At 40.1% G+C, this 14,200-nt stretch carries 9 protein-coding genes, 1 tRNA gene and 1 riboswitch; of the genes, 4 read left to right on the top strand and 6 right to left on the bottom strand.

Going from position 1 to position 14,200, the window contains the following annotated elements:
* The first annotated feature begins 87 nt into the window (after positions 1-87).
* A tRNA-Val gene (locus RIC88_RS13300) sits at positions 88-162 on the top strand.
* A 51-nt stretch (positions 163-213) separates the two neighbouring features.
* On the opposite strand, the gene fabG is transcribed toward RIC88_RS13300, so the two are convergent.
* Complete coding sequence (gene fabG, locus RIC88_RS13295) at positions 214-960, bottom strand: 3-oxoacyl-[acyl-carrier-protein] reductase (RefSeq protein WP_350218036.1); 747 nt, start codon at positions 958-960, stop codon at positions 214-216.
* Positions 961-1,098: 138 nt separating this feature from the next.
* On the opposite strand from fabG, the gene lpdA reads away from it, so the two are divergent.
* Together lpdA and RIC88_RS13285 are read left to right on the top strand one after the other, a co-directional pair.
* The gene (gene lpdA / locus RIC88_RS13290; RefSeq protein ID WP_350218035.1) at positions 1,099-2,493 is read left to right on the top strand and encodes a dihydrolipoyl dehydrogenase; all 1,395 of its coding nucleotides are present in this window, start codon (positions 1,099-1,101) and stop codon (positions 2,491-2,493) included.
* Between the two features lie 380 nt (positions 2,494-2,873).
* Positions 2,874-8,171 carry a leucine-rich repeat domain-containing protein gene (locus RIC88_RS13285; protein WP_350218034.1) on the top strand — a complete coding sequence of 1,766 codons (5,298 nt, stop codon included), beginning with the start codon at positions 2,874-2,876 and terminating at the stop codon, positions 8,169-8,171.
* Positions 8,172-8,239: 68 nt separating this feature from the next.
* Here RIC88_RS13285 and RIC88_RS13280 read toward each other — a convergent pair whose 3' ends face one another.
* Positions 8,240-9,217: a homoserine dehydrogenase gene (locus RIC88_RS13280; protein WP_350218033.1), complete on the bottom strand. Its 978-nt coding sequence runs from the start codon at positions 9,215-9,217 to the stop codon at positions 8,240-8,242.
* Positions 9,214-10,185 carry a homoserine O-acetyltransferase family protein gene (locus RIC88_RS13275; protein WP_350218032.1) on the bottom strand — a complete coding sequence of 324 codons (972 nt, stop codon included), beginning with the start codon at positions 10,183-10,185 and terminating at the stop codon, positions 9,214-9,216. The genes RIC88_RS13280 and RIC88_RS13275 overlap by 4 nt, the downstream gene beginning before the upstream one ends.
* A 187-nt stretch (positions 10,186-10,372) precedes the next feature.
* Positions 10,373-10,477: riboswitch (SAM riboswitch) on the bottom strand.
* Between the two features lie 276 nt (positions 10,478-10,753).
* Between RIC88_RS13275 and RIC88_RS13270 the strand changes: the two genes are divergently transcribed.
* A complete protein-coding gene (locus tag RIC88_RS13270; RefSeq protein WP_350218031.1) occupies positions 10,754-11,215 on the top strand; it encodes a MaoC family dehydratase in 462 nt (153 codons plus the stop codon).
* Positions 11,216-11,270: 55 nt separating this feature from the next.
* On the opposite strand, the gene RIC88_RS13265 is transcribed toward RIC88_RS13270, so the two are convergent.
* The 3 genes from RIC88_RS13265 to sucD form a co-directional block, all read right to left on the bottom strand.
* Positions 11,271-12,713, bottom strand: coding sequence for a TonB family protein (locus RIC88_RS13265; protein WP_350218030.1), 1,443 nt, complete (start codon positions 12,711-12,713; stop codon positions 11,271-11,273).
* Complete coding sequence (locus tag RIC88_RS13260) at positions 12,710-13,072, bottom strand: BlaI/MecI/CopY family transcriptional regulator (protein ID WP_350218029.1); 363 nt, start codon at positions 13,070-13,072, stop codon at positions 12,710-12,712. Before RIC88_RS13260 ends, RIC88_RS13265 begins: the two co-directional genes overlap by 4 nt.
* A 150-nt stretch (positions 13,073-13,222) precedes the next feature.
* The gene (gene sucD, locus RIC88_RS13255; protein WP_350218028.1) at positions 13,223-14,095 is read right to left on the bottom strand and encodes a succinate--CoA ligase subunit alpha; all 873 of its coding nucleotides are present in this window, start codon (positions 14,093-14,095) and stop codon (positions 13,223-13,225) included.
* Between the last annotated feature and the right edge of the window lie 105 nt (positions 14,096-14,200).

Below are 14,200 nucleotides of genomic sequence, written 5' to 3'. Positions count from 1 at the left end.
GTTAGGTCTTGCATGGAAAGCAAAGCGTACTAAATTTGCACTCCTTTTGATCACCAAAGCTTTTGCAAAGGTGATTTTTTAATGAAAGGGCGCTTAGCTCAGTTGGTTCAGAGCACCTCGTTTACACCGAGGGGGTCGGGGGTTCGAATCCCTCAGCGCCCACATTTACAAACCCTGATCCATAAATGTGTCAGGGTTTTTGTTTGGTGTAACTTAAGTCAGCATTCCACCATCTACCTGAAGAGTTTGTCCTGAAATGTATGAGGACATATCAGACCCCAGGAAAATACACGCATTTGCCACATCCACAGGAGAGCCACCTCGCTTCAATGGAATAGCATCTCTCCAGCTTTGTACTGTTTTTTCATCTAAGGCATCAGTCATCTCAGTTTCAATAAATCCGGGAGCAATGGCATTACATCGGATGCCTCGTGAACCCAACTCAAGTGCAACAGATTTAGTAAATCCAATAATTCCTGCTTTGGAAGCCGCATAGTTTGCCTGACCGGCATTTCCTTTCACACCAACCACTGAAGACATATTAATAATCGAGCCACTTCGCTGCTTCATCATCGTTCTGCATGCAGCTTTCACGGTGTTGAAACAAGATTTCAAATTGATGTTTTGAATGGCATCCCAATCTTCCTCACTCATTCTCATTAAAAGGTTGTCCTTTGTGATTCCCGCATTGTTAATCAGGATATCAAGTGAGCCAAAATCTTCAACCACACTTGTGATCAGCTCCTGAGCTGCAGCATAATCAGAGGCATCTGATCGATACCCTTTGGCTTTTACTCCTTTTGCTTCTAATTCCCTTACAAGCGCCTCACCTTTTTCTACGCTGGATAAATAAGTGAATGCGACGTTAGCGCCCTGCTCTGCATATTGTTCAGCAATTGCTTTTCCTATGCCTTTTGATGCTCCGGTGATGAGTGCTGTTTTTCCTTCTAGTAGTTTCATTGACTATATTTCTTTCAGTGATATATTGTGTGATCCAAAAAATGGTGGTCAAAGATAATCACATGAGAGAAGACAGCCGCAGACTTAATTTCCACAACTTTTAGACTTAAATTTGCGCCTCAATTTAAATCGAAGAATATGGCATCTAAATATGATCTTATTGTAATCGGAAGTGGACCTGGCGGATACGTAGCAGCTATTCGTGCTTCTCAGCTGGGAATGAAAGTTGGTGTAGTAGAAAAGGCAGAGCTTGGTGGAGTGTGTTTGAACTGGGGTTGTATCCCTACTAAAGCACTTTTGAAAAGCGCTCAGGTATTTGAATATATCAATCACGCAGAGGATTACGGGATCAAAGTGAAGGATGCGAAGGCAGATTTTACGGGCATGGTGAAGAGGAGTCGTGAAGTTGCCGGTGGAATGAGCAAAGGGATTCAGTTCCTTTTCAAGAAAAATAAGATCGATCATTTAGCAGGTCATGGTACCCTGAAAAAAGGGAAGAAGGTTGAAGTAAAAGATGAAAGTGGCAAGGTTACAACCTATGATGCAAATCATATCATTCTGGCAACAGGTGGTCGTTCACGAGAGCTTCCTAATCTTCCAATTGATGGAAAGAAAATTATTGGTTACAGAGAAGCAATGGTATTGGATAAGCAGCCTAAGAAAATGGTTGTGGTTGGGTCTGGCGCCATAGGTGTGGAGTTCGCCTATTTCTACAGTACACTTGGTACTGAGGTGACAATCGTAGAATTTATGGATCGTGTGGTTCCGGTTGAAGATGAGGAAGTAAGCAAGCAGTTGGAAAGGACGTTCAAGAAGTCAGGAATGAAAGTAATGACTAGTTCTGAAGTGACCAAAGTAGATACCAAAGGATCAGGTTGCAAAGTGACGATCAAGACTAAAAAAGGTGAAGAGCAGGTTGATTGTGATATTGTACTTTCAGCTGTGGGTGTCGCTACCAACATTGAAAACCTTGGACTCGAAGACACAGGAGTGAAGACCGAGAAAGGCAAAGTAGTAGTGGATGATTACTACAAAACCAATGTGGACGGGGTGTATGCCATCGGAGATATCGTGAAAGGTCAGGCTCTTGCGCACGTAGCATCAGCAGAAGGTATCATCTGTGTGGAGAAAATCAAAGGTATGAATGTTGAGCCTTTGGATTATAATAACATCCCCGGCTGTACGTACTGCTCTCCTGAGATTGCTTCTGTAGGCTATACAGAAAAGGCGGCAAAAGATGCCGGATATGAAATCAAGGTTGGTAAGTTTCCATTCTCTGCATCAGGTAAAGCAAAAGCTGCAGGAGCATCAGATGGTTTCGTGAAAGTAATCTTTGACGCGAAGTATGGTGAGTGGCTGGGCGCACACATGATAGGAGCCAATGTTACCGAGATGATTGCAGAAGCTGTTGCAGCAAGAAAACTAGAAACAACAGGGCACGAAATCATCAAAACAGTTCACCCACATCCTACCATGAGTGAGGCAGTAATGGAAGCTGCGGCAGCTGCATATGATGAGGTGATACATCTGTAATGGGGTAGGATTTCTTTTTGAATAGAAGATTTCAATAATGATAAAGAGTAGTGATTCATATCACTACTCTATCACAAGTGTTTCCACACTCACCGCATTATTTTCAAAACCCAGCAATAATTAATTCGTAAGGCAGCCTTTTATTTAAAGATGTAGTCGACTTTCTTGTTCGATTGTCAGAAAATCGCTGGTAAATTGGGACTTTTTCATGTTTAAATTTTAGAATTCAGATAATAAAAATTGTATTTTTTGTATATACAATATCATTTATTTCAGTAAAAGGCATCATTTTTTTGTGCTAAAACAAGAAATACCCCTTAATGGGTATTTCATTTCATGCGGGTTATTCTTAGTTTAATTTTTAAAAAACCCGATCCACCATGAAAAAATCTTACTTAAAAACCTATTTCCTCCTGTTAGGAATCATCCCGTTCGGGGTGCTTGCTCAGGAGGCAAAAATGATTGATGCAAAGGGAAATGTTCGAACCTTAAAGCATCGAACTGAAGTAAAAGATAAGTCTCAAGCTAAGATCAATGCAGTAAATAGTAGCGATCGAGCAAAGGATATGTATCAATTATTGTCCAGAGCAAGCATGAATGCTGGAGCTTCAGATTATTTTGAATCACAACAGCATGTGACCCCTGAAAGTCGCTTTCCTACTCGATTCACTAATTATAAAATTGAATACGGAAATAGCCTTCAGCAAAACAGGCAACTTGCCGTATCATTTCTTGATCAAATCATTTCTGAGGAATTTATTGATGTCTTAGATTTAAGCGCAGATGGAACCAGGCTGGTAGTTGGAACAGATGGTAATGATGAAAACGGCTTAAATGCAGGTAGCGCAAGTGTTTATGAAAATTTATCCGGAGATTGGATTCAAATTGGAAGCTCTATTCTCGGTGAAGCTGAAGGTGATAATGCTGGATATGCTGTAAGTATTAGCGGAGATGGCAGTACAGTAGCGGTTGCATCTTTGGCTAACAATCTACAGGATACCACCGGATATGTTCGGGTTTTCCAATATAATTCAGGTGCATGGGAGCAAATTGGTCAGGCTATTCAAGGAGCTAGTGCCGGTGATGGCTTGTTCTATCGCGAAAATATTGCACTCAATCAGGATGGGACCATACTCGCATTTAGTTCAGATAGTGTGAATGTATACAGGTTGGAAATGGACACATGGGTCAAAGACCCGGAGGTATTGATCGAAGGCTCACATAATGTAAGTATCAGTGCAGATGGAAATACATTGATAGCAGGTTCTGCATTCGGTTCTGCCGAACTGTTTGTATATGATGGATTCGAATGGTTCAATACATCCAATGATTTTCAAGGCGGATTCTATGGATTTTCTGTTGACTTAAGTCCAAACGGTCAATTTGCTGCAGTCGGAAGTGTTTTTGATGGAGTTTATTTATATGAAATAGATGATAATGACGTATTTCAATTGATAAATTATTTTATGAGCCCTCCAGGCTCTGTTCAATTTGGATGGGATGTGAGCGTGGAGAATTCCGGTTCAAAAGTGGCTGTGGCAGACAATTTTGATACCGCAACTGAAATTTATGCCAACTTGAACGGGTTTTGGTATGTTCAGGATAACATCTCATTTCAAAGCAATGCGGTTTCTTTTGATGAAGCTGGATCTAAGATAGCATTGGGTGGAGGCACTATTGTAAATTTCTTTGATGTTTTTCCTGACCAAAACACAAGTGTTTCAGTATCAGATTCCCTTGCTTTAGTTGAACTTTATGAGGCAACAAGTGATAGTGGATGGATTTCCAGCACAAATTGGTTAGTAGGCCCGGTGGTGACCTGGAGAGGTGTTACGGTAGAAAATAACCAAGTAACTGAACTACAGTTAGAGTTCAATAACCTATCCGGAAGTCTACCTGCTTCAATAGGCAACCTGGATTTAACCAGGTTCGATGTAAGCGATAACCAACTAATCGGATCGATTCCTTCAGAAATTGGCAACTGGACTGATATGACATACTTTGATGTTAGAAGTAATCAACTTACCGGCTCAATTCCAGATGAAATTGGAAATCTTTCTCAGCTCACCAGTCTGGAGCTTTACAATAATCAACTCTCTGGTGAAATACCTCTGGGCTTAACCAACCTAACCAGTCTCCAAAGGCTAAGTGCGGGGCAAAACCAATTTAGCGGTTCAATACCTCCTGAAATTGGGAACTTGACTAACCTACATACTTTATATCTGTGGGGTAATAACCTGACTGGCACACTGCCTGCCGAGCTAGGGAGTTTGACCAATATTATTTATATGGAATTCTCTCAAAATCAACTTTCTGGTGAAATTCCACGGGAACTAGGTAATCTAAATAATATGAGAACGCTTTATCTATGGGAAAATAATTTAACAGGCGACATACCACCTGAATTTGGAAATCTATCGAGCATAGTAAATTTGGATTTAGGCACTAATGAGCTCACTGGTGAAATCCCGCCGGAATTAGGCTCCCTGAGTAACGTTAGGCTTTTTGATGTTAACAACAATAATTTAGATGGAGCATTGCCGTCTGAATTTGGAAATCTGACAAGCTTGGAACTGTTGTATATCAGGGATAATCAGTTTAATGGACTACCAGATTTAAATGGTTTAACAGCACTTAACGTATTCGATGTTTCATACAACAGAATACCGGATGCGGATATTGAGCTAAATGCATCGGTTATTACCAGAAATGATGGACAGTTCTTACCAATCTTGGCATCTGATTCATTGGCATTGGTGAGCATATATGATGCAATGGGTGGTGAATTCTGGAATCAGTCCACCTGGTTTAATGATATTGCTGCTACCTGGGAAGGGGTTGGTACGAGCAGTAATCGGGTTACATCACTTGACTTGGATGTTTTAGGTGCTTTTGGAGAGTTGCCCGATGAAATTGCTGACTTGGATGCACTTCAGGTGCTAAATATCTCGGGAACAGGAGCACAAAGCATTAATCAAGGAATTCAAAGTCTTGAAGACTTGTACTATCTGGATGTTTCTCTTAATCGTTTAACATTCGACGATCTGTCTCCATTTGCTGATTTTGTTACAGACACAAACAAAACTTTAATTTATAATTCACAAGGTTTGATTACTGAGGATGAGCTGATTGTACTCGAAAGCCCGTCTACAATAACAACCAGTGTGCCTGCTTTTAATGGAGCATCATATAGATGGTTCAATGATGACACAGAGCTTTCAAGCACCAGCAACACCGTAACATTTGATCTGGCGACAGACAATCGGGTAAACCTTAGAGCGGAAGCTTCTCACCCAAACTTTCCTGACCTGATCCTGAGTTCAGGCATTGTAAGAGGAAGGGTTAATTATTTCAACACGGAGTACAAAAGTATTGATCCGTATTTTTCGTTTGATGCAAAAGATTCGATCCAGCATCGATACCGCAATTCACTTGCCCACGATTTTAATGGGGACGGGTTTGATGACTTAATTGTGCTAAAAAACTCGAATGAAATCTCATACTACTCCGGGTCACCCAATGGATTAGAGTTTGAAGGTTTTAGTGATTTCGAAATAAATAATAGGTTTTATCAGGATTTGCATATGGGAGATTACAATGGGGATGGTATGCAAGATGTGATAATAAACCTAATAGATTCATTAAATGGCCTTAGACAGTATGCTTTCTTTGTGTTTGATGGCTCACAACCATTTGGTAATGATCCGGCAAGTATTTTGCTCCTTGGCACTGAAGGAATTTATAATGAAGGATTCCCGATTCCAGGCAACAATATTGGAGATGTGGATGGGGATGGTTCAGACGAATTTTTCTTTGGAACTATTTTAAGTAATGCCAAAGGGTATATTGTAGATATCGCAAGTGATTTCTCAATTTCATATAGAGAAACCACGTCGTTGGATTATAGTTTTGGATGTAGAGTTCAAGGATTGGGAGATATTTCCGGAGATGGAATTGATGATTTTGCGGTATCAACATTTCAGGATGATGTTGTTTCTATTTTTAGGGGTAATGCATCAGGAAACTTTGCGTCGGCTGATTTTTCAATGAATTTTGATGCCAATCATCTCCGAACGGGCGATTTCAATGGTGATGAGTTTCCTGATGTGGCTATTTCTTTTTTCAATGTTCCAAATCTAGAAGTAGATAAACTGATAAACATCTATTACGGAGGTACCTCGTTCGACCTTGTAGCAGATGCATCATTTAATGTGACCAGCCAGCCAATGAATGGTGAATTCGAGCTCGAGTTGGTAAGTGGATCTCTTGAGTTTGAAGTGATTAAAGATCCAAGCGAAGAAGGGTTAGATGATTTTGTGTTCTTTACACCTTTCGGCTCAAATGGGGTAATGGTAGAAATGGAAAATTCGGAAGAGTCGATGATTCCTTCAATACGCTACAATTCCGTATTCGAACGTCCATTGGGAAGGTCAAACAACTTTGTAAATACTTACAGAAAACCTGCAATAGGTGATTTTAATAGTGATGGAATTCCTGATATTTTAGTTACAGAAAGTGATACCACAGCTCATGTATATTCTGCTTATGTCAATGTGGCTCCAGTAATTGAAGGAGAAAGTATTACGATAGATGAGAACTCAGAAAACGGTCTGGTCGTTGGATCTGTGGTGGTTACAGATGTTAACTCGAATGTGGACTTAGGGACACTAGCAATTGTGGCAGGGAATACAAATGAGGCTTTTGCCTTGGTTGATAATGAGATTCAAATCGCTGATAGTGCACAGATAGATTTTGAAACGAATCCTGTGTTTGAGTTGACTTTAGAAGTTACTGACAGAGGTGGTCTACAAGGTGTCGGACAAATTGTGATTGAAATATTAAATGTAAATGAAACGCCTGCTATTTCAGATGCAACATTCGAGATCAATGAACTGCTGGAGGCAGGTACGGAAGTTGGTTCCGTTGAGTTTTCTGATCCTGAAGAAGATGACTTAGTGCTTGTTATCACCGATGGGAATACAGACGATGCTTTCTCCATTGACGCGCAAGGAGTTTTAACTGTAAATAATGCAAATGCAATAGATATTGATGACAATCCTTCATTTGAGTTGACTATTGAGGTTAGCGATGATGAGTTTACTGTATCAAGCATTGTTAGTATTGTTTTACTAAATGTGAATGAAGCACCAATAATTGCTGATGCAACATTTGAAATTAATGGAAAGCCGGAAGCAAATGCTGAAGTAGGGGTATTGGAGTTTTCCGACCCTGACAATGACGATCTAACCCTCACAATTACTGAAGGAAACATTGATGAACTTTTTGCTATAAATGATGAAGGTGTCATTACCGTAACAAACCCGGATGGATTCACCAGTAATGACCCTTTTGAATTGACAGTTGAAGCGACCGATGGTGAGTTTACAGCGGCTGCTACTGTGAATATTGTATTAAATAATGTACTAGGACTTGGTGCTAATGACTTAAGAATCTATCCAAATCCGACTCACAGTAAATTCATGGTAGAAAACTTGGTAAGTGAAAAAATTACATCAATACATGTAACTGATTTATCCGGTAAGGTCATACCATTTAATTTTGAAAGAATATCCTTAAATCGGCTTGATATGCAATTATTAACAGAATCAGCTGGGATTTTTATACTGCGCATTGAAACCGACAGCAAGGTTATTGTGAAAAAAATCACCAAGCTTTAAACGGCATCCTTTTGAAGAATTACACTTTTTTTAAAGCCCCGTCCGCCATTTGGAAGATCGGGGCTTTTTTATGCTACAGTTTTAACCCTTTTACTAACCTGATAACTGTAGCCTTGGAGGAGGCGTTTTAAATCTTCAAGTACGGACGAACCTGTTGGTAAGGAGCCAGCCCCTTTCCCAACCGCAACATGTCTTCCACTCACCAGTGTTTCCACACTCACTGCATTATTTTCAAAATCAACAGAGTAGAATTCATCATTCGGTCCAACCGCTTCGGGTTTTATTGCGCAACTGATGCCATCTGAACCTTTCACCAAAGTGGCTATTGGTTTGATCTTTCTTCTTTTGGATTTTGCTTTTTTGATATCGTCGCTTGTCACATCCTCTATACTTTCTATTTCAAAACTTTTCATAGAAGGCACCTGTCCAAATGCGTGATACGCTAGAATGGAGAGCTTATAGGCAGCATCCATTCCGCTCACATCCAATGATGGGTTGCGTTCTGCAAAACCCTTCTTTTGAGCGTCCTTCAAGGCCTGTTCATAAGACCAGTTTTGTTGTTGCATCTGCGTTAGAATGTAATTGGAAGATCCATTTAATATTCCCCTGATTTGCGTAATATCCTGATCTCTGAAAAAACCATCGATTGCATGGACTATCGGGATGCCACCACCGACTGCAGCCTCATATAAAAAATTGGGTTGAAATGCCTGATGCCACAAATCAATTTCAGCCAGACTTTCTCCAATCATTTTTTTATTGGCACTGATAACAGCCTTTCCATTATTGAGTGCTTTTTCAACAAAAACTTTAGCTGCTTCTGCATCGTCAATGAGTTCTACAATGATGTCCAAATTCGGGTCCTCCAGTAATTCATCGGGATTATTGGTAAAGTATAGCTCATGACCAATGCGAGGAAGGTCTAATCGCTTCACGCATACTTTTTCAATTTTAGCCGGTAAGTGAGGATGCTTTTTCAGATTCTCATAAAACCCTTTTCCTACGGTTCCAAAACCGAAAAGACCTATTTTCTTAGCTGTTTTCACTTCAATTCTCTTTTTAAAATATTGTTTATTTGCTCGGTCTCAAGTAAAAAACCGTCATGTCCATAAAGACTAGTTATGACATGAAATGACCCATTAGCTATTTCATCTGCAATCTGCTTTTGTTCTTCAACCGGGAAGAGGATATCAGAATCCACGCCTATGACAATTGCTTTTGATTGGATTCGCTGTAAGGCATTTTTGACCCCATCATAATGTCTGCCTACATCATGGCTATCCATTGCTTTTGACAAATAATAGTAGCTGTATGGTGAAAATCTTTTGCTGAGCTTCTGTCCTTGATACTGCTGATAGGAGGAGGCTAAAAATTCATCTGTTCTTCCATCGGTATCTGTTTGTGTTTCCTGATAGGTTTTATAATTCCTATAGGAGAGCATGGCGATTGCTCTTGCTGCTTCCAGTCCTTTTTTAAGATCATCCTGACGCAGTGCCATTCGTTGTGCTTCGTTAAATGCGATACCCCAGGCAGAGTGCTTTGCATTGGTTGCTATTGGAATAATAGTTTGAAACAATTCAGGTTCGTGAACAGCCCACTCCAAAACCTGTTGACCGCCGAGTGATCCTCCTATCCCAACTTTTATCTTCTGAATACCTAAATGATCCCGAAGTAGCTTATGTGCCTCTACTATATCCCGAACGGTGATTGGTGGAAAGTTGAAATCTTCAGGTTCCGTGGTTCCATAGCACGAGCCAAGGATATTGGCACAGATGATAAAGTCTTTTTCAGGATTAATTGGACTTTCATGCTCAAAAAGCCCTTTCCACCATTCCAGTGGATCGCTATTAGCGGTAAGCGCATGAAAAACCCAAGCTACATTGGACCTGGATTCATCCAACTCCCCAATGGTTGTATAATGGATCCTAAGATCCCGAAGTGCATCACCGCACTCCAGGACCAAAGGTTCCACAACCTTAAAACCAAGAGAATTAGACTTGAATATTTTTTTCATATATGTGTGTTTATGAGTAACCGTTTGAAGGTTACGAAAATGTTTTTATGAACTAGGAAGGTTTGCTAAGTGAAGTATTAGCTATTCCTAAAACAACAACACATATAAAAATGAGAAATCGATATTGAAGAATCGGTTTTCCCCGGTGCATTTTTTTCAGGGTAGCGAGAACCAATGATGTTTGATGTTTTCATAGCAATCAATTTATCGTTCAGGAATTAGCACCGTTTCCGATTTTCGGGGGGTTGCTAGCGCGTCACAGAGCCTGTCTCTCGGCGCTTCTTTATAAATCGATACCTTATCGATTTGATATTGCAAACCTAGATCAGGAATTTTAGTAAATCCAAATTTTAATATGAATAAATTTTATTGATCAATAATTATTGTCATTTAATGCAGGTCTAAAAATAGAATGAGTTGAATTGTAAATAACTTATTATCAGCAAGTTGAAGGTGTGATAAATAAATAAAGATTCATAGCTAGTCGTTGAAGAACACTTTAAAATAAACTTTTCTTAAAATCCTGTTCTACATTTGAATCGGAAAAAAATTGACCTAATTAAAAACTATGGGTAAGCTAATTATCAATAATCACCAGGAATTTGAACAACAACTAGGTAAGGTGATGGGGGTTTCTGACTATCATCAAATTACTCAGGAACAAATCAACAAGTTTGCAGACGCAACGCTTGATCATCAGTGGATACATACCGATCCGGAAAGAGCAAAAGAGGGCCCTTTTGGTACTACCATTGCTCATGGTTATTTGACGCTCTCGCTGATGCCTTATTTGTGGGAGCAGATAGCTGAGTTCAACAATGTGAAAATGTTAGTGAACTATGGAATTGATAAGCTAAAATTTGGTCAGGCCGTAAAAGTGAATGACGAGGTGAAGCTGACAGCAACTTTAAAATCTCTGGTAAATCTTCGAGGCATCTCAAAAGCAGAAGTAGATGCACTTCTAGAGATAAAAGGAGAGAAAAAGCCTGCATTTACTGCAACAATGGTATTTCTATATCATTTTGAATAGGACACAAGTAAACCCTGGCCTTTTAGGTCAGGGTCGTTATTATGAGAGCTAGCAATTAGCTTGAAAGTTTGAAATCGATACTCTGAACCAGCCTTTGACGTACTTTTCGTCCGCTTTGTTCACCTGGATTCCATTTTGGTGAGTTCATAAGCACCCGCACCGCTTCTTTGTCACATGCTCCACCTATTCCTTTTACTACGTGCGCATCCGATATACTCCCATCCTTTTCTACAATGAACTCAACAAAAACTCGTCCTTCTTCTTTGTTTTCCTGAGCAACTTGCGGGTAATTTAGATTTTCTGCGAGGTATTGTTTGAATGCATCGATTCCACCCGGGAAAGCAGCAGCTTGCTCAACGATAGCAAATACATCATCGTAAGAATCATGCTGCTGAACTTCTACGGTTTTATTGAAAAGATCTGAATCCTGACTAATGATCATAACCACACGCTTATGATCGTCTTCTTTGGTTACAAAAATCTTAGCAATTTGTCCCGGATCGTAGGAGTTCAGTTTTTCTATACTAGTTTCATTTTCAAGGCTGGTTTCCACAACCGCATACTCAACTCCCGGGTTATTTTTCTTGAGCTCAGCTAGTGCAGCTTTTACATCTGTGGAGTAATCTATCTGTTGATTACTTTCCTCAGCGATTCTCTTAATTTCTGATTCCAGCTCATCTTCGCAGGCAAACATAGCTCCGGAAATGGCCACTAATGCGGTAACACTTGCTACCTTCCAAATACTGATTTTCTTTTTCATCTTTTTCATAAAATTTAATCGGTTAAAAATAGGAGCGTCATCGAATGAACTGGCCAGGTTCATCCCATGAGCTCTCAAGGTGCACAGCACCAAGGTCTTTGCATAGGTTTTGTCATTTACTTTCAGGGCGAATTCATCCGCCTCAAACTCATGCACTTTTTTCAATTCTTTGATCATCAACCAGATGGATGGAAGCCACCAAAAAGGGATAGTTAGAAGGTGGTAAAAGACCATATCCAGTGTATGAAGTTTTTTGGCATGCCCCAATTCATGTTGAATAATATCTTCCGGATTCTCGAAATGACTGCTATCGATAAATATCCATCGGAAGAAGGTGAAGCTGGTCTCCAGTTTGGGAATTTCCCTCACAGTGATACCATTAATATTCTTTTCAATGCTTTTGTTGTAATAAGCTACTATTTGAATAATCCCTGAAATGAACTTCAATGTGAAGAATAGGGAAAGAGCCAATACGGTTAATTCGATCCAGGACCTGGAAGAAGAACCAGAGTCGACCGGACTCACTTCGAACGCCGGATAAACGCTTGATGCGAGGTTCACAAAAACAGCCTGAGATGACGTGGGTATCTCAAGGAAAGGAACAATCAATGCTAAACAGGTTGATCCTAAAAGAAAGAATCTCAGAAACTTCAGCTGCGTTTCTTGTGAAAGCATCAGTTTATAGACTGTATAGAATAGTAAATGCAAGAGGGCAAACTCGATTAAATAGGTAATCATGACTGGTCTTTTTTAAGTTCATCCAATAGTTTCTCCAGGTCACGGACGCTCATTTCCTTCTCCTTGGTAAAGAAGGAAACCAGCTCTTTGTAGGATCCGCTAAAATACTTGTCTACAAAGCGGTTGAGATGTTTTTTGCTGTAGGTCTCTTTGTCGATCAATGGGTAGTAACGGTGAGATTTTCCAAATGCTTCATATCCCACAAAACCCTTCTTTTCCATTATTCTAATCAAAGTAGAAATGGTATTGTATGCAGGCTTGGGATCATCGTATTCTTCTACGATTTCTTTGACAAACGCTTTTTCCAAATGCCAGAGAATTTGCATAATCTCTTCTTCTGCTTGAGTAAGTGGCTTCATTGATTTCGTCTTTTAACTAATAACTTAGTTTCAAAACTAATCCTTTAGTTTTAATCTGCAAATTATTTCAAACTAAATTTTTAGTTGATATTGTTTGGGCAAAAAAAAAGCCTCGGTAGAGGCTTTAATTATTATTTTCAAAATTCTTAACTAGCTGAGTGCTTTCTTCATCACAGCTCCAATATCAGCAGGAGAGTCTACTACGTGTAGCCCACACTCACTCATAATTCTCATTTTCGCTTCAGCGGTATCATCTTTTCCTCCGATAATGGCTCCAGCGTGACCCATTCTTCTTCCAGGAGGCGCTGTTTGTCCGGCGATAAATCCAACCACCGGTTTTTTGTTGCCATTTTCTTTGATCCACTTTGCAGCGTCAGCTTCGTATGATCCACCAATCTCACCAATCATCACGATTCCCTCTGTTTCCGGATCTTCCATCAACATCTGAACGGCTTCTTTTGTAGAAGTACCAATAATCGGGTCGCCACCAATACCAATTGCAGTAGAAATACCCATTCCTGCTTTCACCACCTGGTCAGCTGCCTCATAAGTCAATGTTCCTGATTTTGAAACGATTCCTACTTTTCCTTTTTTGAATACAAAGCCCGGCATGATACCCACTTTAGCTTCTTCGGGAGTGATAACTCCAGGGCAGTTTGGTCCGACAAGCACCGCTCCTCTTGATTTTGCGTATGGTTTGGCATTCATCATGTCTTTCACAGGAATACCCTCGGTGATGGTCACAATCACTTTGATGCCGGCATCAGCCGCTTCCATGATGGCATCAGCCGCAAATGCTGGTGGTACAAAAATGATGGTAACATCAGCACCGGTTTTATCAACAGCCTCCTTTACGGTATTGAATACCGGTTTGTCTAAATGGGTTTGTCCACCCTTACCAGGTGTAACACCACCCACGACATTAGAGCCGTATTCGATCATCTGACCGGCGTGAAAAGTACCTTCAGAGCCTGTGAAGCCCTGTACAATGATTTTAGAATCTTTATTTACAAGAACACTCATTTCTTTTAGATTTTCCGCAAAAATATACGATTAAAACTGTCTACCAATTACTTAAGCAAATTGCCGCTCATAAAATGCTGCTATTTGGTCTTTCTTACCGTATGA

It is taken from the genome of Ekhidna sp. (assembly GCF_040220215.1).
GTDB lineage: Bacteria > Bacteroidota > Bacteroidia > Cytophagales > Cyclobacteriaceae > Ekhidna.
Note: the sequence above shows the minus strand (reverse complement) of the source record. Positions and strands in the feature narration are given on the sequence as shown.

Bases quoted from the DNA above. Each gene is read 5' to 3' on its own strand.
- RIC88_RS13275 (WP_350218032.1), bottom strand. From the start codon at position 10,185: ATGAAAAAAATATTCAAGTCTAATTCTCTTGGTTTTAAGGTTGTGGAA.
- RIC88_RS13260 (WP_350218029.1), bottom strand. From the start codon at position 13,072: ATGAAGCCACTTACTCAAGCAGAAGAAGAGATTATGCAAATTCTCTGG.
- RIC88_RS13265 (WP_350218030.1), bottom strand. From the start codon at position 12,713: ATGATTACCTATTTAATCGAGTTTGCCCTCTTGCATTTACTATTCTAT.
- fabG (WP_350218036.1), bottom strand. From the start codon at position 960: ATGAAACTACTAGAAGGAAAAACAGCACTCATCACCGGAGCATCAAAA.
- lpdA (WP_350218035.1), top strand. From the start codon at position 1,099: ATGGCATCTAAATATGATCTTATTGTAATCGGAAGTGGACCTGGCGGA.
- sucD (WP_350218028.1), bottom strand. From the start codon at position 14,095: ATGAGTGTTCTTGTAAATAAAGATTCTAAAATCATTGTACAGGGCTTC.
- RIC88_RS13285 (WP_350218034.1), top strand. From the start codon at position 2,874: ATGAAAAAATCTTACTTAAAAACCTATTTCCTCCTGTTAGGAATCATC.
- RIC88_RS13270 (WP_350218031.1), top strand. From the start codon at position 10,754: ATGGGTAAGCTAATTATCAATAATCACCAGGAATTTGAACAACAACTA.